Annotated in this window: 20 protein-coding genes; 14 read left to right on the forward strand and 6 right to left on the reverse strand. The window is 61.3% G+C overall.

What is annotated here, in order from left to right; all coding sequences use genetic code 11:
• Nucleotides 1-37 precede the first annotated feature (37 nt).
• A complete protein-coding gene (locus KVH01_RS23445) occupies nucleotides 38-253 on the forward strand; it encodes a hypothetical protein (protein ID WP_046072587.1) in 216 nt (71 codons plus the stop codon).
• Here KVH01_RS23445 and KVH01_RS23450 read toward each other — a convergent pair.
• Both KVH01_RS23450 and KVH01_RS23455 read right to left on the reverse strand, forming a co-directional pair.
• Entirely contained in the window at nucleotides 247-1,563 is a 1,317-nt protein-coding gene (locus KVH01_RS23450; protein WP_043047992.1) for a bifunctional DedA family/phosphatase PAP2 family protein, read from the reverse strand. The two genes, KVH01_RS23445 and KVH01_RS23450, sit on opposite strands and share 7 nt — an antisense overlap.
• Before the next feature lie 105 nt (nucleotides 1,564-1,668).
• A complete protein-coding gene (locus KVH01_RS23455) occupies nucleotides 1,669-2,352 on the reverse strand; it encodes a DNA-3-methyladenine glycosylase (protein WP_217883096.1) in 684 nt (227 codons plus the stop codon).
• Nucleotides 2,353-2,526: 174 nt separating this feature from the next.
• On the opposite strand from KVH01_RS23455, the gene KVH01_RS23460 reads away from it, so the two are divergent.
• The 13 genes from KVH01_RS23460 to KVH01_RS23520 all read left to right on the forward strand — a co-directional run bounded on the left by KVH01_RS23460 (nucleotide 2,527) and on the right by KVH01_RS23520 (nucleotide 15,008).
• Complete coding sequence (locus KVH01_RS23460) at nucleotides 2,527-3,792, forward strand: glutamate-5-semialdehyde dehydrogenase (protein ID WP_217883097.1); 1,266 nt, start codon at nucleotides 2,527-2,529, stop codon at nucleotides 3,790-3,792.
• Entirely contained in the window at nucleotides 3,792-4,436 is a 645-nt protein-coding gene (gene nadD / locus KVH01_RS23465) for a nicotinate-nucleotide adenylyltransferase (RefSeq protein ID WP_043047989.1), read from the forward strand. Before KVH01_RS23460 ends, nadD begins: the two co-directional genes overlap by 1 nt.
• A gap of 66 nt (nucleotides 4,437-4,502) precedes the next feature.
• On the forward strand, nucleotides 4,503-4,997 hold the full coding sequence (rsfS, locus tag KVH01_RS23470) for a ribosome silencing factor (RefSeq protein ID WP_003176298.1): 495 nt from the start codon (nucleotides 4,503-4,505) through the stop codon (nucleotides 4,995-4,997).
• A gap of 9 nt (nucleotides 4,998-5,006) precedes the next feature.
• Nucleotides 5,007-5,474 (forward strand): 23S rRNA (pseudouridine(1915)-N(3))-methyltransferase RlmH, encoded by a 468-nt coding sequence (gene rlmH, locus KVH01_RS23475; RefSeq protein ID WP_217883098.1) that lies wholly within the window; start codon nucleotides 5,007-5,009, stop codon nucleotides 5,472-5,474.
• Between the two features lie 15 nt (nucleotides 5,475-5,489).
• Nucleotides 5,490-7,388 carry a penicillin-binding protein 2 gene (mrdA, locus tag KVH01_RS23480; RefSeq protein WP_043047988.1) on the forward strand — a complete coding sequence of 633 codons (1,899 nt, stop codon included), beginning with the start codon at nucleotides 5,490-5,492 and terminating at the stop codon, nucleotides 7,386-7,388.
• 31 nt (nucleotides 7,389-7,419) lie between these two features.
• Nucleotides 7,420-8,523: a rod shape-determining protein RodA gene (gene rodA, locus KVH01_RS23485; protein ID WP_043047986.1), complete on the forward strand. Its 1,104-nt coding sequence runs from the start codon at nucleotides 7,420-7,422 to the stop codon at nucleotides 8,521-8,523.
• 17 nt (nucleotides 8,524-8,540) lie between these two features.
• Nucleotides 8,541-9,551: a lytic murein transglycosylase B gene (gene mltB, locus KVH01_RS23490; protein ID WP_043047984.1), complete on the forward strand. Its 1,011-nt coding sequence runs from the start codon at nucleotides 8,541-8,543 to the stop codon at nucleotides 9,549-9,551.
• Entirely contained in the window at nucleotides 9,551-10,555 is a 1,005-nt protein-coding gene (locus KVH01_RS23495; RefSeq protein ID WP_043047982.1) for a septal ring lytic transglycosylase RlpA family protein, read from the forward strand. The genes mltB and KVH01_RS23495 overlap by 1 nt, the downstream gene beginning before the upstream one ends.
• A gap of 182 nt (nucleotides 10,556-10,737) precedes the next feature.
• The gene (locus tag KVH01_RS23500) at nucleotides 10,738-11,895 is read left to right on the forward strand and encodes a D-alanyl-D-alanine carboxypeptidase family protein (RefSeq protein ID WP_124402009.1); all 1,158 of its coding nucleotides are present in this window, start codon (nucleotides 10,738-10,740) and stop codon (nucleotides 11,893-11,895) included.
• 85 nt (nucleotides 11,896-11,980) lie between these two features.
• On the forward strand, nucleotides 11,981-12,262 hold the full coding sequence (locus tag KVH01_RS23505; RefSeq protein WP_043047980.1) for a DUF493 domain-containing protein: 282 nt from the start codon (nucleotides 11,981-11,983) through the stop codon (nucleotides 12,260-12,262).
• On the forward strand, nucleotides 12,262-12,909 hold the full coding sequence (gene lipB / locus KVH01_RS23510; RefSeq protein ID WP_046069685.1) for a lipoyl(octanoyl) transferase LipB: 648 nt from the start codon (nucleotides 12,262-12,264) through the stop codon (nucleotides 12,907-12,909). The genes KVH01_RS23505 and lipB overlap by 1 nt, the downstream gene beginning before the upstream one ends.
• Nucleotides 12,910-12,935: 26 nt before the next feature.
• Nucleotides 12,936-13,937, forward strand: coding sequence for a lipoyl synthase (lipA, locus tag KVH01_RS23515; protein ID WP_057444888.1), 1,002 nt, complete (start codon nucleotides 12,936-12,938; stop codon nucleotides 13,935-13,937).
• A 150-nt stretch (nucleotides 13,938-14,087) separates the two neighbouring features.
• Nucleotides 14,088-15,008 carry a S66 peptidase family protein gene (locus tag KVH01_RS23520; protein WP_217883099.1) on the forward strand — a complete coding sequence of 307 codons (921 nt, stop codon included), beginning with the start codon at nucleotides 14,088-14,090 and terminating at the stop codon, nucleotides 15,006-15,008.
• A 115-nt stretch (nucleotides 15,009-15,123) separates the two neighbouring features.
• Here the strand turns inward: KVH01_RS23520 and KVH01_RS23525 are convergent, their stop codons facing one another.
• The 4 genes from KVH01_RS23525 to KVH01_RS23540 all read right to left on the reverse strand — a co-directional run bounded on the left by KVH01_RS23525 (nucleotide 15,124) and on the right by KVH01_RS23540 (nucleotide 18,575).
• Nucleotides 15,124-16,449 (reverse strand): lytic murein transglycosylase, encoded by a 1,326-nt coding sequence (locus KVH01_RS23525; RefSeq protein WP_217883100.1) that lies wholly within the window; start codon nucleotides 16,447-16,449, stop codon nucleotides 15,124-15,126.
• A 62-nt stretch (nucleotides 16,450-16,511) separates the two neighbouring features.
• Nucleotides 16,512-16,676 (reverse strand): alternative ribosome rescue factor ArfA, encoded by a 165-nt coding sequence (gene arfA, locus KVH01_RS23530; RefSeq protein ID WP_003176285.1) that lies wholly within the window; start codon nucleotides 16,674-16,676, stop codon nucleotides 16,512-16,514.
• 216 nt (nucleotides 16,677-16,892) lie between these two features.
• Complete coding sequence (gene holA / locus KVH01_RS23535; RefSeq protein ID WP_057024457.1) at nucleotides 16,893-17,930, reverse strand: DNA polymerase III subunit delta; 1,038 nt, start codon at nucleotides 17,928-17,930, stop codon at nucleotides 16,893-16,895.
• 39 nt (nucleotides 17,931-17,969) lie between these two features.
• Entirely contained in the window at nucleotides 17,970-18,575 is a 606-nt protein-coding gene (locus KVH01_RS23540) for an LPS-assembly lipoprotein LptE (protein WP_043047972.1), read from the reverse strand.
• Between the last annotated feature and the right edge of the window lie 81 nt (nucleotides 18,576-18,656).

The following is an 18,656-nucleotide window of genomic DNA, read 5'->3' on the forward strand; positions in this document are numbered from 1 at the left end:
AATATTTTCCGATCACACTAATTGATCGGGGATGACCATGATTCGTCTGACACCATCGGAGCAAGTTGCCTGGGACGCGTATTTTGTCAGCGTGACCACACAATTGCTCCAGCAGGATGCAACGCGGGGCCCGGAGTACATCGCCGAGCGCGCCGCTGAAATTGCCGATGAGATGCTACTTGAGCGGCGCGAACGTTGTGTTGAGCGCCGCAGCGCTTCGGTGGACTGGATCGGTCCGGCCAAGGGTCAATAGGCATACCTGAGCAGTGCGTGGGGCGTGCCGGTAAAGGCGATAATACCGAGCACGGCCACCACGGCGGGCAACACCAGCCACCAGGCTTTTTGCGCCATCGCAGGCAATGGGCTGCGGTGTTCGCTGACGGTGAGGCTGAACGCGCATACGGTCATCGCCAGCAACGTGCCGGCCAGGATATCCGTGGGCCAATGGGCGCCCAGGTAAACCCGCGACAGGGCAATGAAGGCCGCGGGAATACAGCCCAGCAACATCCAGGTCAGGCGTAGACGTGTGGGTTGGCCACGGCCGGCCAGCACCGCAAGCGCCAGGAAGAATGCAAAGGCACCGGAGGCATGGCCGCTGGGCATGCTGAAACTGGTCAACGGGTCTGTGAGGATTTCCGGGCGCCCGCGGGCGAAAAACAGCTTGGTGCCGGTATTGATCACGGCCGCGCCGGCGAGTGTGGCGCCGACAAACAGAGCGTGGCGCCATTGCCGTGCCAGGAGCAGCAAGCCGGTGAACACCGCGCTGGCGACAAACATTTTCTTGAACTCACCCAGTTGGGTGACCCGCACCATGACCTCGTCCAGCCAAGGGCTGCGATGCTCCTGCACCAATGCGCTCAGGCCTTGGTCGAAGTCGTTGAGGTGGGGGTAGCCGATAAACAGCGCAATCAACAAGACCAGGCTGGCGCAACCGATCCACAAGGTGGCGCGACGATGGCCGCGCCAGCTGCTGTTCAAGCTCAGCCCCAGCAGGACCGCCAGGCAGGCCGTGATAACTGCCGCCTCCGGCCAGAAACCCTCAGGCAGCGGCAGGCGGAACGCGGCGCCGGCGGCCCAGCCCGGCATCAGGTAAGCCACCGACCAGCCCGCTGCGGCAATGATGCTCACGGCAGCGAAGCGCGGGAAGGGCATGTCGCACATGCCGGCGACCATTGGCAGCATAGGGCGCAACGGGCCGATGAAACGTCCGACCAATAGGCTGGCGATACCGTATTTGTGAAAGTAGGTTTCCGCGCCATTCATCCACTCAGGATGGTGACGAAGACCAGGCAGGCGCCGGATGTTCTGATGGAAATGCCGGCCGAGGTAGTAGGAAACTCCATCGCCCAATAAGCCGCCGAGAAAGCCCAGCAAAAGCGTTTCACTTAGGGACAGCGCGCCGCTGCCGGCCAGCGCGGCAATCGCGAACAGCAATACCGTGCCCGGCACTATCAGTCCGGCGATGGCCAGGCATTCCACGCACGCGACGATAAATACCGCCGCGGCCAGCCATTGCGGGTTCAGGGTCAGCCAGCCGGTAATGCTATCGAGCCATTGGCCCATACAATCCACTCCATCTCTGTAATGCATATGCTGAAACGCTGATGATCAACTCTGGGAGGGAACAAGCCCCCTCCCACATTGGATGTGTTGCATGGGTCCACCTGTTCAAATCAAGAAATAGTCGCGGCCTTCGACCTGCCCCCGGCGTAGCGGGTTCCGCGTGCAATATGGCGCATAGCCGGCATCTACGAAGCGGTACATCAAGTGTTCATCGCGCCCGCTGGGGATACCCAGCCGCGTGGTCTGGATAATCTGCGTAGGCACTTGGCCAACGTCCTCGACATACAGCAGCTCCTGGTCAAAGCGCTTGGCGTCCCACATCGGCACCTTCAGGCCCAGCGCCTTGCATAGCAGGGTTTGGCCGGCACAGAGTTTTTGCGTGGGGCGAGGGCTGCCATCGGCGTTCGGGTTGTTCAGCAGCATCCGGGCCAGGCTGGCCGGGCCGGAGATTTCATCGACCCATGGGTAGGCTGATTTGATCAATACGGCATTGCCCGGGCCATGGGCGCTGAAGTTCAGCGAATCGCCGCCACGGGCGTAGTACATATAGATATGACCACCGTCCAGAAACAAAGCCTTACGCTTTTCTGTGTAGCCGAGGGAGGCGTGGCTGCCTTTTTCGGCCACGTAATAGGCTTCGGTTTCAATAATTCGCGCCGAAAGCCAGATATCACCGACGCGATGGCGAATGACTTTGCCGAGTAATTCCCGCGCAAGCAGTTGCGCATCGCGGTCGAAGAAGCAGTCGGGCAGGGCGCGGGCGGGGAGCAGAGGGGTAAAACCGGACATGGCGTTCAGGGTTATTACGGCTAAATGTGACCGAATAATAACAACTCCCAGCTTAATTACGCCTGAACCGCAGGTTTTTACAGTTCATTTCGACCATCCGCCCCTCACCGCTGTCAGTCGTGCTGCGTCACAGCTATAATCTGCCGCTTTCCTCTTTGCCAAGACTCCCTGACCATGACTGAGTCCGTTCTTGACTACATGACCCGCCTGGGTCGCGCTGCCCGTCAGGCTTCGCGGTTGATCGCCCGTGCGAGCACTGCGCAGAAGAACCGTGCGCTGCTGGCGGCTGCCGATGCTCTGGATGCCTCGCGCTCCGAGTTGACCGCCGCCAACGAGCTGGACCTGGCCAGCGGCCGTGCCAATGGCCTGGAACCGGCCCTGCTGGATCGCCTGGCGCTGACCCCGGCACGTATCGACGACATGATTGAAGGCCTGCGTCAGGTGGCCAAGCTGCCTGACCCCATCGGTGAAATCCGCGATATGCGCTACCTGCCATCCGGTATCCAGGTCGGCAAGATGCGCGTGCCCCTGGGCGTTATCGGCATCATCTATGAGTCGCGTCCTAACGTGACCATCGACGCCGCGAGCCTGTGCCTCAAGTCCGGCAACGCTACCATCCTGCGTGGCGGTTCCGAGGCCATCCATTCCAACCGCGCCATCGCCGCCTGCATCCAGCAGGGACTGGCCGCGGCCGAGTTGCCGGCCGAAGTGGTGCAAGTGGTGGAAACCACCGACCGCGCCGCCGTTGGTGCGCTGATCACCATGCCGGAATTCGTCGACGTGATCGTTCCCCGGGGTGGCAAGAGCCTGATCGAGCGCGTCAGCCGCGATGCCAAGGTGCCGGTGATCAAGCATCTGGACGGTGTGTGCCACGTCTATATCGACATCGCCGCCGACCTCGACAAGGCGATCCGCATCGCCGACAACGCCAAGACCCACCGCTACGCTCCGTGCAACACCATGGAAACCCTGCTGGTGCACGCCGGCATTGCCGAGCGCGTGCTGCCGCCATTGGCTGCCATCTACCGTGACAAGGGCGTGGAACTGCGCGGCTGCGAGCGTACCCGTGCACTGCTCGGCAGCGATGTGATCGAAGCGACTGAACAAGACTGGTACACCGAATACACGGCGCCGATCCTGTCGATTCGCATCGTCGACGACCTGGACCAGGCCATTGAACACATCAATAAATACGGCTCCAAGCACACCGACGCCATTGTTTCCGAGCATTTCAGCGATGCCCGGCGTTTCCTCAATGAAGTGGATTCCGCTTCGGTGATGGTCAACGCCTCGACGCGGTTTGCCGACGGTTTCGAGTATGGCCTGGGAGCGGAAATCGGTATCTCCACCGATAAGCTCCACGCCCGCGGCCCAGTGGGACTCGAAGGGCTGACCAGCGAGAAGTACGTGGTGTTCGGCGACGGTCATGTGCGCACTTGATGGCTAAACGCATCGGGCTGCTCGGTGGTACTTTCGACCCCGTGCACATCGGCCACCTGCGCAGTGCCCTGGAAGTCGCGGATGCCCTTGCGCTGGACGAGGTGCGGCTGCTGCCCAATTTCCGGCCGCCGCATCGTGATACGCCGCAGGTGTCGGCGCAACAGCGTCTGGAAATGGTACGCCTTGCGGTAGAGGGTATAGCGCCGCTGGTGGTGGACGATCGCGAACTCAAGCGCGATAAACCGTCCTACACTGTCGACACCCTGGAATTGATGCGCGCCGAGTTGGCCGCGGATGACCAGTTGTTTCTGCTTTTGGGCTGGGACGCATTTTGCGGCCTGCCCTCTTGGCACCGCTGGGAGGAACTCCTCCAGCATTGCCACATCCTGGTTCTGCAACGCCCGGATGCCGACAGCGAACCGCCGGATGCCTTGCGCAACCTGCTGGCTGCGCGGTCGGTAAGTGACCCCTTGGCCCTGACCGGGCCGAACGGGAATATTGCATTCGTCTGGCAGACCCCGCTTGCGGTGTCCGCCACCCAGATCCGTCAACTGCTGGCCAGCGGGAAGTCGGTACGTTTCCTGGTGCCTGACGCGGTCCTGGCCTACATCGATGCGCACGGGCTTTACCGTGCGTCGAACTGAAAAGGCGCGCTTGAACGCACGAGTCGTGCAGCAAGCGCCCGAACATACGAGCAAAACGAGTTTTATATGACGAACAAAGACGTAAGCAAAGTTAAGCGCAAAGGCACCTTCAAGAGCGCGCCGCTGCCGGTTGAAGCCCATGTTGGCCCGGAACTGGCTGGCGAAGAGTTGGTAAAAGTTGCCGTGGCCGCCCTGGAAGACGTTAAAGCCCAGGACATCCAGGTGCTCGACGTACGCGACAAGCAAAGCATCACCGACTTCATGATCATCGCTACCGGTACTTCCAACCGCCAGATCGGCGCGATGCTGGACAAGGTTCGCGAAGCCGTCAAAGCCCAGGGCGTCAAGCCACTGGGTGAAGAAGGCAAGGGCGACAGCGACTGGGTGCTGCTGGACATGGACGACGTGATCGTTCACATGATGACCTCCAACGCCCGCCAGTTCTACGACCTGGAGCGTCTGTGGAAAGGCGCCGAGCAGAGCCGCGCCGCCGATGGCAAGCACCACAGCCCGGAAGTGGGCCACGCGCACTTCGACAAGCTCAATAAAGACCAGGAATAAGGAACGGCTGTGCGCCTGCGTCTGATCGCTGTCGGTTCACGCATGCCCAAGTGGGTGGAAGAAGGCTGGCACGAGTATGCCAAGCGTCTGCCCGCTGAGCTGTCGCTTGAGCTGGTGGAAATACCGCTCAATACCCGGGGCAAGAATGCCGATGTGGCACGCTTTATCCGTCAGGAAGGCGAAGCCATGCTGGCCAAGGTCGGCCCCAACGAGCGCATCGTCACTCTCGAGGTGCACGGCAAGCCTTGGAGTACCGAGCAGTTGGCGTTGGAGTTGGACCGCTGGCGCCTGGATTCGCGCACGGTCAATTTCATGGTGGGTGGCCCGGAAGGGCTGGCGCCGGAAGTCTGCGCCCGCGCTGATCAGCGCTGGTCGCTGTCGGCCCTGACGTTGCCGCACCCGTTGGTAAGGATTCTGATCGGTGAACAGCTGTATCGCGCCTGGACAGTCCTGTCCGGGCACCCTTATCACAAATAGTCTGCGCCGCCCCCGATGACCCAGCCGATCCGCATCAAGGACCACGAGAAAGACGCACGTCTGGTACGCGCGCGGGTCGTGTTCGGTGCCATCCTGGTGGTGGCGTTGATGGGTGTGCTGATTGCGCGGCTGTATTTCCTCCAGGTGATCCAGTACGACTATCACTCCACACTGTCGGAAAACAACCGGGTGCATGTGCAGCCGATTCCGCCGACCCGTGGGCTGATCTTCGACCGCAATGGCGTGGTGGTCGCGGATAACCGCCCAAGCTTCAGCCTGAGCATGACCCGCGAGCGTTCCGGTGACTGGCAGCAGGCGCTCGATGTAATTGTCGAGGTGCTGCAACTGACGCCGGAAGACAGGGTGATTTTCGAGAAGCGCATGAAGCAGGGGCGCCGGCCGTTCGAGCCGGTACCGATCCTGTTCGAGCTGACCGAAGAGCAGATTGCCCGCATTGCGGTGAACCAGTTCCGCTTGCCGGGGGTGGAGGTGGTGGCGCAGTTGGTGCGCCACTATCCGCAAGGGGCGCACTTTGCCCACTCGGTCGGCTACATGGGGCGGATCAACGAGAAAGAGCTGAAAACCCTCGATCCGGTCAATTACAGCGGCACCCATCATATCGGCAAGACCGGCATCGAGCGTTTCTACGAGCCTGAACTGCATGGCCAGGTGGGTTACGAAGAAGTCGAGACCAATGCCCGCGGTCGCGTATTGCGCGTGCTCAAGCGCACCGACCCGATACCCGGCAAGGACATCGTGCTGAGCCTGGACATCAAGCTGCAGGAAGCTGCCGAGATGGCCCTGGGTGGCCGGCGTGGTGCGGTCGTGGCCCTGGACCCGAAGACCGGCGAAGTGCTGGCGATGGTCAGCCAGCCGAGTTTCGACCCTAACCTGTTCGTCACCGGGATCAGCTTCAAGGCCTATGCCGAGCTGCGCGATTCCATTGACCGGCCGCTGTTCAACCGGGTGCTGCGCGGCCTGTATCCGCCGGGTTCGACGATCAAGCCGGCGGTGGCGATTGCCGGCCTGGATTCCGGCGTGGTCACGGCCTCCAGCCGTGTCTATGATCCCGGCTACTACATGCTGCCCAACTACGACCACAAATACCGTAACTGGAACCGCTCCGGTGACGGCTATGTCGACCTGGACACCGCGATCATGCGCTCCAACGACACCTATTTCTACGACCTGGCCCATAAGCTGGGGATTGATCGCCTGTCTGACTACATGGGCAAGTTCGGCCTCGGTCAGAAAGTCTCCCTGGACATGTTCGAAGAATCCCCCGGCCTGATGCCGTCCCGGGAATGGAAGCGTGCGACCCGCCGCCAGGCTTGGTTTCCGGGCGAAACCCTGATCCTCGGGATCGGCCAGGGCTATATGCAGGCCACGCCGCTGCAACTGGCCCAGGCCACGGCACTGGTGGCGAACAAGGGCATCTGGAACCGTCCGCACCTGGCCAAGACCATCGAAGGCGAAAAGCCAGTGGATGAAAACCCGATCCCCGACATTGTGCTGCGCGACCCGTCTGACTGGGCCAAGGTCAACCATGGCATGCAGCAGGTTATGCACGGCGCCCGTGGCACTGCACGCAAGGCGGCAGCCGGCGCGCAATACCGCATTGCCGGCAAGAGTGGTACGGCCCAGGTGGTCGCGATCAAGCAGGGCGAGAAATATGACCGTTCCAAGGTTCAGGAGCGTCACCGCGACCACGCCTTGTTCGTCGGGTTTGCCCCGGCCGAGGCCCCGAAGATCGTGGTGGCGGTGATGGTCGAGAACGGTGAGTCCGGCTCCGGCGTCGCGGCGCCTGTGGTGCGCCAGATCATGGATGCCTGGCTGTTGGCCGACGATGGCAAGCTCAAGCCCGAGTATGGCGGCCCCCCATCAAGCCCCGAGGTTACGGCCCGTGAAGAGTAATTTTGACCGCATCCTCTCCAGCGAGGATGTAATGCGTCGCCGTGCGACGTTGCTGCAACGCATGCACATTGACGGGCCACTGCTGATCCTGCTGCTGACCCTGGCGGCCGGTAGTCTGTTCGTATTGTATTCGGCCAGCGGCAAGAATTGGGACCTGCTGATCAAGCAAGCGTCTTCGTTCGGCCTGGGCCTGTTGTCGATGGTGGTGATCGCCCAGTTGGAGCCGCGCTTCATGGCGCGCTGGGTGCCGCTGGGTTATGTCGCCGGCGTGTTGCTGTTGGTGGTGGTGGATGTCATGGGCCACAACGCCATGGGCGCGACACGCTGGATCAACATACCGGGCGTGATCCGCTTCCAGCCGTCGGAATTCATGAAGATCCTGATGCCGGCCACCATTGCCTGGTACCTGTCCAAGCGCACCTTGCCGCCACAACTCAAGCACGTGGGCATCAGCCTGATCCTGATCGGCGTGCCCTTCATTCTTATCGTGCGCCAGCCGGACCTCGGCACTTCGTTGCTGATTCTTGCCGGCGGCGCATTCGTACTGTTCATGGGCGGCTTGCGCTGGCGCTGGATCCTCAGTGTGCTGGCCGCCGCTATCCCCGTGGCCGTGGCCATGTGGTTCTTCTTTATGCACGACTACCAGAAACAACGGATCTTGACCTTCCTCGACCCGGAAAGCGACCCGCTGGGTACCGGCTGGAACATCATCCAGTCCAAGGCGGCCATCGGTTCCGGTGGAGTATTTGGTAAGGGTTGGTTACTGGGCACCCAGTCCCACCTGGACTTCTTGCCCGAGAGCCACACCGACTTCATCATTGCGGTGATGGGCGAAGAGTTCGGCCTGGTGGGCATTTGCGCCTTGTTGCTGATCTATTTGCTGTTGATTGGTCGTGGCCTGGTGATCACTGCCCAGGCACAAACGTTGTTCGGCAAATTGCTCGCCGGCAGCTTGACCATGACTTTTTTTGTTTACGTTTTCGTCAACATCGGTATGGTCAGTGGCCTGTTACCGGTAGTTGGGGTGCCGTTGCCATTCATTAGCTACGGCGGAACTTCGCTGGTGACATTGATGTCAGCGTTTGGGGTTTTGATGTCGATTCATACGCATCGCAAATGGATCGCACAGGTTTGAATAAGGTGAAGATGTCAATGCAAGTAATGCGCGGCTGGGCGACTCGGCATGCGACCTGTGTGGGCCTGATTGGGCTCCTGGGCGCAACGCAAGAGGCGCAGGCCGGTGACTACGATGGTTCACCCCAGGTCGCCGAATTTGTCGGTGAGTTGACCCGCGACTACGGTTTTGCCGGTGAGCAACTGATGGGCGTGTTCCGCGAAGCCCAGAAGAAACAGGCGATTCTCGACGCTATTTCCCGTCCCGCCGAACGTGTGAAGCAGTGGAAGGAATATCGCCCGATGTTCCTCACCGACGCCCGCGTAGCCCGTGGCGTCGACTTCTGGCGCCAGCATGAGGCGGTGCTGGCCCGCGCTGAGCAGGAATACGGCGTACCGGCCCAGGTCATCGTCTCGATCATCGGCATCGAAACCTTCTACGGGCGCAATACCGGCAGTTACCGCGTGATCGACGCCTTATCGACCCTGGGCTTCGATTACCCGCCCCGCGCCGAGTTCTTCCGCAAGGAACTGCGTGAATTCCTGCTGCTGGCCCGCGAAGAGCAGGTCGACCCGCTGACCCTCAAGGGCTCCTACGCCGGGGCGATGGGCCTGCCGCAGTTCATGCCCAGCAGCTTTCGTGCCTATGCGGTGGATTTCGACGGCGACGGGCATATCAATATCTGGAGCAACCCCGACGATGCCATTGGCAGCGTCGCCAGCTACTTCAAGCGCCACGGCTGGGTAGCCGGTGAGCCGGTAGTGATTCGCGCCGATGTCAGCGGTGAGCGCGCCGATGAGGGCCTGACCCAGGGTATCGAGCCGGTCAAGACCGTCGGGGAGTTGCGAGCGCTGGGCTGGTCGAGTCAGAATGCGCCACGCGATGACATGCCGGTGACGGCATTCCGCCTGGAAGGCGCAAACGGCCCGGAATACTGGATGGGCCTGAAGAATTTCTACGCAATCACGCGTTATAACCGCAGTGTGATGTACGCCATGGCCGTGCATCAGCTGTCAGACGAGCTGGTCAAAGCACGGGGCAACAAGTAATGCGGGTATCGCCGTTCAAAAAACCGCTCAAGCTGGTGGCGTTCACCGCGTTGTGCCTGCTGGTCGCCAGTTGCTCCACCAGTCCTAACCGGGCGCCTGCCAAGAAGGCCGGCGGTGCGGTGGTCCGCGCCCAGCCGGGCCTGGACATCAACCGCGCGCACAAAGACGGCGCGCCGTGGTGGGATGTGGATGTGTCGAAGATCCCGGATGCCACGCCGACCCTGCACACCGGGCCGTACAAAGCCAACCCCTATACCGTGCTCGGCAAGAATTACTTCCCGCTGCAGGAATCCAAGACCTACGTGCAATCGGGTACCGCGTCCTGGTACGGCACCAAGTTCCATGGCCAGAACACCGCCAATGGCGAAGTGTATGACCTGTATGGCATGAGCGCGGCCCACAAGACCCTGCCGCTGCCCAGCTATGTGCGCGTGACCAACCTGGACAACAACCGCACGGTGATCCTGCGCGTCAATGACCGTGGGCCGTTCTATTCGGACCGGATCATCGACTTGTCCTACGCTGCCGCCAAGAAGCTCGGTTATGCCGAAACCGGCACCGCACGGGTTAAAGTCGAAGGTATCGACCCGGCCCAATACTGGGCCCAGCGCGGCAAACCGGCGCCGTTGATGCTCAACGAACCGCAGACCCCGCAACCGCAAGTGACGGCATCGACCGGCAAGATCGAGCAGTGGACGCCACCGCCGGCGCAGCATGCCCCGGATACGGTGGTGGTACCCCATGCAGCGCCGGGCGCTTCTACCGTGGGCGGGCAGTACCTGCAGGTCGGCGCTTTCGCCAACCCGGATGCGGCAGAACTGTTAAGGTCCAAGCTCAGCGGCATGGTCAGCGCGCCAGTCTTCATCAGCTCCATTGTGCGTAACCAGCAAACCTTGCACCGTGTACGCATGGGCCCGATCGGCTCGCCGAGCGAGGTAGCCCAAGTGCAGAACAGCGTACGCCTGGCCAACCTGGGGCAACCCAGCGTGGTCACCGCAGAATAAGCAGTAATGGATTGATGGCTCAGGTGCGCATGCGCGCAGGGGCCCAGGTTGTTGGCTCGTGAACAATAAAAACCCAGGGGCAAGGGGTGAGCGGGCAACCGAACACGTGACAGTCTGGAAGCGGGCTGTCTGAATAGTTTTGCCCGCGAGGGCAAGTTTCCATAAGCAATTTCGAGAGACGGATGAACATCACCACCTTAGCCAAACGCACGTGCCTGCTTATATCGCTGATCATCACCCCGGCCGCCTGGGCGGTTGAAATGGTGCCGGCCTCCCCGCAACTGGCCGCCAAGTCCTGGGTCCTCATGGATGCCGCCAGTGGCAACGTGCTGGTCGAGAGCGGCGGTGACGTGCGCCTGCCGCCCGCCAGCCTGACCAAGCTGATGACGGCCTATATCGCGACCCTGGAAATCCGTCGCGGCCAGATCGGCGAAAACGATCCGGTGACTGTCAGCGAAAACGCCTGGCGTACCGGTGGTTCGCGGATGTTCATCAAGGTTGGCTCGCAAGTCACCGTAAGCGACCTGCTGCACGGCATCATCATTCAGTCCGGTAACGACGCCAGCGTCGCCCTGGCCGAGCACATCGCTGGCAGCGAAGACGCCTTTGCCGACATGATGAACAAGACGGCTGGCGAACTGGGCATGACCAACAGCCACTTCATGAACCCGACCGGCCTGCCGAACCCTGAGCATTATTCGTCGGCTCACGACATGGCGATCCTGGCCCGCGCGATCATCCGCGTCGACCCGGTCCACTATGCGATCTACTCCCAGAAGGAATTCTTCTGGAACAACATCAAGCAGCCTAACCGCAACCTGTTGCTGTGGCGCGACAAGACCGTCGATGGCCTGAAAACCGGCCACACCGACGAAGCCGGCTACTGCATGGTGTCGTCTGCCGTACGTGATGGCCAGCGCCTGATCGCCGTGGTATTCGGCACCAACAGCGAACAGGCCCGTGCGGCCGAGACGCAGAAACTGCTGACCTACGGCTTCCGCTTCTTCGAAACCCAGACCTTCTACCAGAAGGGTGCTGAGCTGGCGACTGCGCCGGTCTGGAAGGGCGCGACCTCCCAAGTCAAGGCCGGCCTGGCCGACGACCTGACCCTGACCATGCCTAAGGGCCAGCTGAAAAAACTTGCTGCCAGCATGACCTTGAACCCGCAATTGGTTGCTCCAATCGCCAAGGGCGACGTGATCGGTAAAGTCGAAGTCAAGCTGGAAGACAAGGTGGTGCACAGCGCCGACCTGATCGCGCTGGACGCGGTCGACGAAGGTGGAATCTTCCGCCGCGTATGGGATAGCATCCGTCTATTCTTCTACGGCTTGTTCAACTGATTGTGTGCACCTGCAAGGCCCCGCGTTGATCCGACGCGGGGCTTTGCCCGTCGCCACGGCTTACCGCTTACGAGGCCGTTACGCCATGACCGATAAAGAAGTAGAAGTAAAGGCGCCCAAGATCGAATTCCCGGTGACGGATTATCCCGTCAAGGTGATCAGCGATACCGGCGTGGGCCGCAAGGACAAGATTCTCGAGATCGTCAGGAAGCATGCGACGATCAACGACAACCGCGTGGACGAGCGTCAAAGCTCCACCGGCAAGTACACCACGATCCAGTTGCACATCGTTGCCACCGATCAAGACCAGCTCTACAACATCAACAGCGAACTGCGGGCCACCGGCTTCGTGCACATGGTGCTGTGATGTCAGAAGTCCTGGGCTTTCGCGAGCTCGGCCGGATGGCCTACGAGCCGGTCTGGCATGCCATGCAGCGCTTTACCAACGAGCGCGGCACCTCGGCACCGGATGAAATCTGGCTGGTGGAACATCCACCGGTATTCACCCAGGGCCAGGCCGGCAAGGCAGAACATCTGCTACTTCCGGGTGATATTCCGGTGGTGCAGGTCGACCGAGGGGGTCAAGTGACTTACCATGGGCCCGGTCAGCTTGTCGCTTATCTATTGCTGGACGTGCGCAAGCTGGGGTTTGGCGTGCGCGACCTGGTCAGCCGCATGGAGGCTTGCCTGATCGAGCTGTTGGCCAGTTATGGCGTGAGCGCCGCAGCCAAGCCCGATGCCCCCGGTGTGTATGTGGATGGCGCGAAGATCGCCTCCCTGGGCTTGCGGATTCGCCATGGTTGTTCCTTTCATGGCCTGGCCCTGAACGTGGACATGGACCTGGCACCGTTCCAGCGCATCAACCCGTGCGGTTACGCCGGGCTGGCGATGACACAACTGAGTGACCACGCCACACCGATTAAATTTGCCGAGGTTAGTGCCCGGCTGCGTGCGCAGCTCGTCAAACACCTCGACTATGCTGAGCAGACGACCCTCACGGGCGGAATCGACTGACTATGACTACTGATGCAGTGCAAACCATGATCCCGACGCTGGACATCACCGAGCGTCCAGCCCCGGCCCCGCGTGCCAAGGTGGAAGCCGGCGTCAAGCTGCGCGGCGCCGAGAAGGTTGCACGCATCCCGGTCAAGATCATCCCGACCACCGAACTGCCGAAGAAACCTGACTGGATCCGCGTGCGCATCCCGGTATCGCCGGAAGTCGACCGTATCAAGGCGCTGCTGCGCAAGCACAAGCTGCACAGCGTGTGCGAAGAAGCCTCGTGCCCGAACCTGGGCGAATGCTTCTCCGGTGGCACCGCCACCTTCATGATCATGGGTGACATCTGCACCCGTCGTTGCCCGTTCTGTGACGTCGGCCACGGCCGTCCGAAGCCTCTGGACGTCAACGAACCGGAAAGCCTGGCCATCGCCATCGCTGACCTGAAACTCAAGTATGTGGTGATCACCTCGGTTGACCGTGACGACCTGCGTGACGGTGGTGCCCAGCACTTTGCCGACTGCATCCGCGAAATCCGCAAGCTGTCGCCGAACGTGATGCTCGAAACCCTGGTGCCGGACTACCGTGGGCGTATGGACGTCGCGCTGGAAATCACCGCCGCCGAGCCGCCGGATGTGTTCAACCACAACCTGGAAACCGTGCCGCGCCTGTACAAGGCTGCGCGTCCTGGCTCGGACTACCAGTGGTCGCTGACCCTGCTGCAGAAATTCAAGCAGATGATGCCGCACATCCCGACCAAGTCCGGCTTGATGCTCGGCCTGGGCGAGACCGATGAAGAAGTGATCGAAGTCATGAAGCGCATGCGCGAACACGACATCGACATGTTGACCCTGGGCCAGTATTTGCAACCGTCCCGCAGCCACTTGCCGGTGCAGCGTTTCGTGCACCCGGACACCTTCGCCTGGTTCGCCGAGGAAGGTTACAAAATGGGCTTCAAGAATGTGGCGTCCGGCCCGTTGGTACGTTCTTCGTACCATGCCGATGAGCAGGCCAAGCTGGTCAAGGCAAGCCTGGTTTCCTGATAGAGGCCTTTGCAACACCGCAAGTCCAATGTGGGAGGGGGCTTGCCCCCGATAGCGGTGTAGCAGTTCTTTATGAATTGACTGTCACAACGCCATCGGGGGCAAGCCCCCTCCCACATTTCGTTTCGCGTTGACCAGGGAGAGTTATAGATGACAGCAGCCGTTCCAGCCCTTCGTTCTGAAGGCACCATCGCCCTGATCGCCCCCGCCGGCCCAGCTGCACTGGATGTTGAAAAAGCCGGGCAATGGATGCGTGCCCGTGGCTATGACCTGCGCATTTATCCCGGTGTATACGAAAGCGACGGCTACCTGGCTGGCAGCGATGCAGTGCGCCTGCGCGACGTGCATGCCGCCTTCGCCAACCCCGAAGTCGATGCCATCCTCTGCCTGCGCGGCGGCTACGGCACGCCACGCCTGCTCGACGCGCTGGACTTCGACCTGCTGCGCGCCAACCCCAAGCCGTTCGTGGGCTACAGCGATATCACCGCCTTGCACCTGGCAATCAACCGCTACGCTGGTTTTGTGACATTCCACGGGCCGATGCTCAATGCCGACCTGCTTGGCGGCAAACAGCAACCCACCGAATCCTCGTTGTTCAGCCTTCTGCGTGGCCAACTGGGCGCCGGCAGTGTGCTTGCGCACCCAGCGGCCTACCCATTGACCACGATAGAGCCTGGTATCGCCTGTGGGCGCTTGCTGGGCGGTAACCTATCGATGATCGCCGCGGTCATGGGCACGCCGTATGAAATAGACGCCGAAGGCATCATCCTGTTTATCGAGGACGTCAACGAGCCGCTCTATCGTATCGACCGCCTGCTGACTCACCTGCGCCTGGCAGGCAAGCTGGCCCAGGTTGCCGGTGTGCTGGTAGGCGACGTGGCGGGTGTGGATAACGTCGCGCTGGAGAGGTTGCTGAAGCAGACTTTCAAACCGCTGTGCATTCCAGTGCTGGCAGGCTGGCGTAGTGGGCACTGTGACCCGAACCTGACGTTGCCGATGGGCGCTTTGGTGCGCCTGGATGCAGGAGAGCAGCGGGTTGTGTTGGAGCAGGATGTAGTGTTCAACCCCTGAGGCTGATTTTTCCTGCTAAATCGCAATCGGGGGCAAGCCCCCTCCCACAGATTCCGCGTACGGTCAAATGTGGGAGGGGGCTTGCCCCCGATTGCGGTAGTCGCCATACAACTATTTACCGGCTTTGCAGCGATTCCAGCAACTTCACCGTCGGATACCCATCTGCCGGCCAGCCCAACGCCTGCTGCGCCGCTCGAATCGCCTTGCGCGTGTTGGCGCCGATAATCCCATCCGCATTACCCGCGTCATAACCCTTGGCGCTGAGCGCCGTTTGCAGGTCGATACGCTGTGAGCGGCTCAGCGGCAGCTCATCTTTGGGCCAACTGCCACGAATCACACCGCCGCCGCCAAATCGCTCCGACAACAGGCCAACTGCCAGCGCATAGGATGACGAGTTGTTGTACTTGAGGATCGCACGGAAGTTATCCAGCACGAGGAACGCCGGGCCGCGGTAACCGGCCGGCAACAGCAGGGCGGCGGACAATTGATCGACGTTGGCCGGCAGGCTCACACCGGGTGGCAACTGAATCCCCAGTTGCAGCCATTCGGCGACACTCTTGCGCACGCCACCATCGGCCAGGCTGTAATCGAAGCCCGAGGGAAGCGGCTGCACTTCTACACCCCAAGGTTGGCCTTTCTGCCAGCCGGAGCTTTGCAGGTAATGCGCAGTGGAGGCGAGGGCGTCGGACGGGCTGTTCCAGATATCACGGCGACCGTCACCGTCGAAGTCCACGGCATGGGTGTTATAGGTGGTCGGGATAAACTGGGTTTGGCCCATTGCACCGGCCCATGAGCCTTTCATCTGGTCGGCCTGAATATCGCCATGCTGGATGATCTGCAGTGCCGCCAGCAGTTGCGCCTGGGCAAAGGCCGGGCGACGGCCTTCGTAGGCCAGGGTGGCGAGGGAGCGGATCACCGAGTTGTTGCCCTGGAACGCGCCGAAGTTGCTCTCCATGCCCCACACCGAGACCAGCGCCTGGCGGTCGACACCATAGCGCTGCTCAATGCTTTGCAGGATATCGGCGTACTTGACCAACAGCGCCTGACCATTACGCACTCGCACCGGTGACAGGGCGCCATCGAGGTATTCCCACACTGGGCGGGAAAACTCCGGCTGGCTGCGGTCGGCGCGAATCACCGCCATATCAGGGGTGACGCCGGCAAAGGCGTTATCGAAGACGTCGGCTGTGATCCCCGCCTGCAGGGCTTGCGCACGAAAGCCAGCCTGCCATTCGGCAAAGGTCTGGGTCGGTTGGATAGCGAGATTGTCTACCGCCAGCGGGGCAACCACGGCAGGCGCGATGGCCGGTGCGGTCTGGAGCTTGGGCAGGGGTTGCGCGTCCGCGGCGGTAGGTTTTTCCGCACAGGCGACGAGCAGAATGAGGCTGGAGGCAGCGATCAATTGGCGAAGGTGCCAACGACGGGAAAGGCTAGAGGGCATGCACAGGTCCAGGGGGTTACAAATCAGGTATAGACCTTATCATGCCAGAGGGGCGCTTGCCTTCAGGCAGCCAGAAAGTAAGAAGCCTCCCAGCTATTAGACTGGAAGGCTTCGCGGCGGTAGCTGCCTTTGCCCTTGCCGGCGCGTTCCTGGCGGCTGCGGAACAAGGGCTGGGCGATGATGGATTTGGCCTTGTTGGGGCCATGCTTGGATGGCTTTTTGCTCATGATGGTTCTCTCGCTAGGGTGTGGAATGGAGCGGTGCAAATCATCTGCCGAAGTTGCCCGGCTGTAAAGCCTGACGACATGTAGGAAAGGTACGCGGTCAAATGTGGGAGGGGGCTTGCTCCCGATAGCGGTGTGTCAGCCACTGAAAATGTCGACTGATGCACTGCAATCGGGAGCAAGCCCCCACATTGGATCTATGGTGTGTTTAAGTGAGGATTATTCGGCGGGCAGGGTGAGGCGCTGGCCGGCCATCAACAGCGACAGACGGCTCAGGCTCATCCACGGCGAGCCGGCCGCCTGGCCCTTGATCTGTGCGTCGATGCGCTGGGCTTCCAGCAACAGTTGCGCCCAGCGTTGCGCCGAGTGCCGTTGCAGGGCTTTGCTCATCAGGGGCTTGCGCTTGTCCCACACCGGAGGCCTGGCCTGGCTGAAACATTTGTCCAGGGGTGTGCCCTGGCTGTATTGCAGGGCAATGTTCGCCAGTACCCGCAACTCCCGAGCCAGGGCCCAGAGAATCACGGGCGGTTCCACCCCTTCGCCACGCAGGCCTTCGAGCATGCGCAGGGCGTGGGCGGGCTCGCCGTTGAGGATCGCATCCACCAGGCCGAACACATCAAAGCGAGCGCTGTCAGCGACTGCGCCTTGTACGGTTTCGACAGTGATCTGCCCATCCTCGGCCATCAGCTTGAGCTTTTCGATCTCCTGGGCGGCGGCAAGCAGGTTGCCCTCGACCCGGGCAGCAATCAGCTCTACGGCATCTTGTGTCGCCGCCAGCCCCGATTGTGACAAGCGCTGACGAATCCACTGCGGTAACTGGTTGCTGTCCACTGGCCAGATCTGGATGAACTGGGTCTGTGGGCCTTCTACCAACGCCTTGCCCCACTTGGTTTTCTGTGCGCTGCCGTCAAGCTTGGGCAGGCTGACCAGCAAGATCGTGTCTTCGGCAGGGCGCGAGCAGTATTCCATCAACGCTGCCGCACCTTTGTCGCCCGGCTTGCCCGAGGGCAGGCGCAGTTCCAGCAGGCGCTTTTCGGCAAACAACGACATGCTGGCGCCGGCCTGCAGCAATGTACCCCAGTCGAAACTGGCGTCGGCGCTGAAGACCTGGCGTTCATCGAAGCCTTGCTGACGTGCGGCGGTGCGGATAGCGTCGGCCGCTTCCTGGCACAGCAACGGGTCATCGCCGCTGACAATATAGACAGGCGCGAGGCCACCTTGCAGGTGCTTGGCGAGTTGGGCGGGGGCAAGTTTCATAGGCGGGTCGAACGGGGCGCCGGGGGCGCCCCGCCTGGCTTACTCGACTGGAACTTCAACAGGCGATTGTTTCGGCGTGTTGTCTTCATACTCTTGCGCGGCTTTCAGGGCATCGGCGTCAGCCTTGGCCTTGTTGTCGGCGGTTTGCTGCAGGGCAGCCAGCTTTTCCGGGGTGAGCATTTGCAGGCGAGTCATCATGCGCTGGATCAGCTCACGACGCATTTCCTTGCGCACCTGAATAGTCTCGGAGTCCGAACCCACCAGGTTATTGCCATCGTGGCTCACCACTTTCTGCACCTGGATCTTGTCACCCATCAGCGGCAAGTTGTCGCGACCTTGTACTTCGAAGAGGAGCGCAGTGTTCAACTCGACGTCTGACGCACGGCCGGCGCTGGCGTAGCTGATATTGCGCTGGGTTTCTTTCTCATCCGTCAGGATCAGTTTGTAGGTCGCGCCGTTGTACACGTGCACGCCGCTGTTTTCCAGGGTCTGGCGCAGTTGGGTCACGGTCTCGCCATAGGCGTTGCGAGCGGTGAGGTCGAGTTCCTTGAGCGACAACTCATTGGTGCCGGTGCCGCGCAGCTGGAAGCCGCAAGCGCTTAACAGCACGGCAAGGCCCATAACCAGCAGATTGCGTTTGATCATTTTGTTGCTCCCCTTGAAACCATGTGGGCCATATCGAGGCCCTAAAGGTTTAGTTCGGCACAGGGCCCAAGCCCCGCGCCC

The sequence above is a fragment of the Pseudomonas khavaziana genome, from assembly GCF_019145205.1.
Classification (GTDB): domain Bacteria; phylum Pseudomonadota; class Gammaproteobacteria; order Pseudomonadales; family Pseudomonadaceae; genus Aquipseudomonas; species Aquipseudomonas khavaziana.

Bases quoted from the DNA above. Each gene is read 5' to 3' on its own strand.
- KVH01_RS23445 (WP_046072587.1), top strand. From the start codon at position 38: ATGATTCGTCTGACACCATCGGAGCAAGTTGCCTGGGACGCGTATTTT.
- KVH01_RS23450 (WP_043047992.1), bottom strand. From the start codon at position 1,563: ATGGGCCAATGGCTCGATAGCATTACCGGCTGGCTGACCCTGAACCCG.
- KVH01_RS23455 (WP_217883096.1), bottom strand. From the start codon at position 2,352: ATGTCCGGTTTTACCCCTCTGCTCCCCGCCCGCGCCCTGCCCGACTGC.
- KVH01_RS23460 (WP_217883097.1), top strand. From the start codon at position 2,527: ATGACTGAGTCCGTTCTTGACTACATGACCCGCCTGGGTCGCGCTGCC.
- nadD (WP_043047989.1), top strand. From the start codon at position 3,792: ATGGCTAAACGCATCGGGCTGCTCGGTGGTACTTTCGACCCCGTGCAC.
- rsfS (WP_003176298.1), top strand. From the start codon at position 4,503: ATGACGAACAAAGACGTAAGCAAAGTTAAGCGCAAAGGCACCTTCAAG.
- mrdA (WP_043047988.1), top strand. From the start codon at position 5,490: ATGACCCAGCCGATCCGCATCAAGGACCACGAGAAAGACGCACGTCTG.
- rodA (WP_043047986.1), top strand. From the start codon at position 7,420: ATGCGTCGCCGTGCGACGTTGCTGCAACGCATGCACATTGACGGGCCA.
- mltB (WP_043047984.1), top strand. From the start codon at position 8,541: ATGCAAGTAATGCGCGGCTGGGCGACTCGGCATGCGACCTGTGTGGGC.
- KVH01_RS23495 (WP_043047982.1), top strand. From the start codon at position 9,551: ATGCGGGTATCGCCGTTCAAAAAACCGCTCAAGCTGGTGGCGTTCACC.
- KVH01_RS23500 (WP_124402009.1), top strand. From the start codon at position 10,738: ATGAACATCACCACCTTAGCCAAACGCACGTGCCTGCTTATATCGCTG.
- KVH01_RS23505 (WP_043047980.1), top strand. From the start codon at position 11,981: ATGACCGATAAAGAAGTAGAAGTAAAGGCGCCCAAGATCGAATTCCCG.
- lipB (WP_046069685.1), top strand. From the start codon at position 12,262: ATGTCAGAAGTCCTGGGCTTTCGCGAGCTCGGCCGGATGGCCTACGAG.
- lipA (WP_057444888.1), top strand. From the start codon at position 12,936: ATGATCCCGACGCTGGACATCACCGAGCGTCCAGCCCCGGCCCCGCGT.
- KVH01_RS23520 (WP_217883099.1), top strand. From the start codon at position 14,088: ATGACAGCAGCCGTTCCAGCCCTTCGTTCTGAAGGCACCATCGCCCTG.
- KVH01_RS23525 (WP_217883100.1), bottom strand. From the start codon at position 16,449: ATGCCCTCTAGCCTTTCCCGTCGTTGGCACCTTCGCCAATTGATCGCT.
- arfA (WP_003176285.1), bottom strand. From the start codon at position 16,676: ATGAGCAAAAAGCCATCCAAGCATGGCCCCAACAAGGCCAAATCCATC.
- holA (WP_057024457.1), bottom strand. From the start codon at position 17,930: ATGAAACTTGCCCCCGCCCAACTCGCCAAGCACCTGCAAGGTGGCCTC.
- KVH01_RS23540 (WP_043047972.1), bottom strand. From the start codon at position 18,575: ATGATCAAACGCAATCTGCTGGTTATGGGCCTTGCCGTGCTGTTAAGC.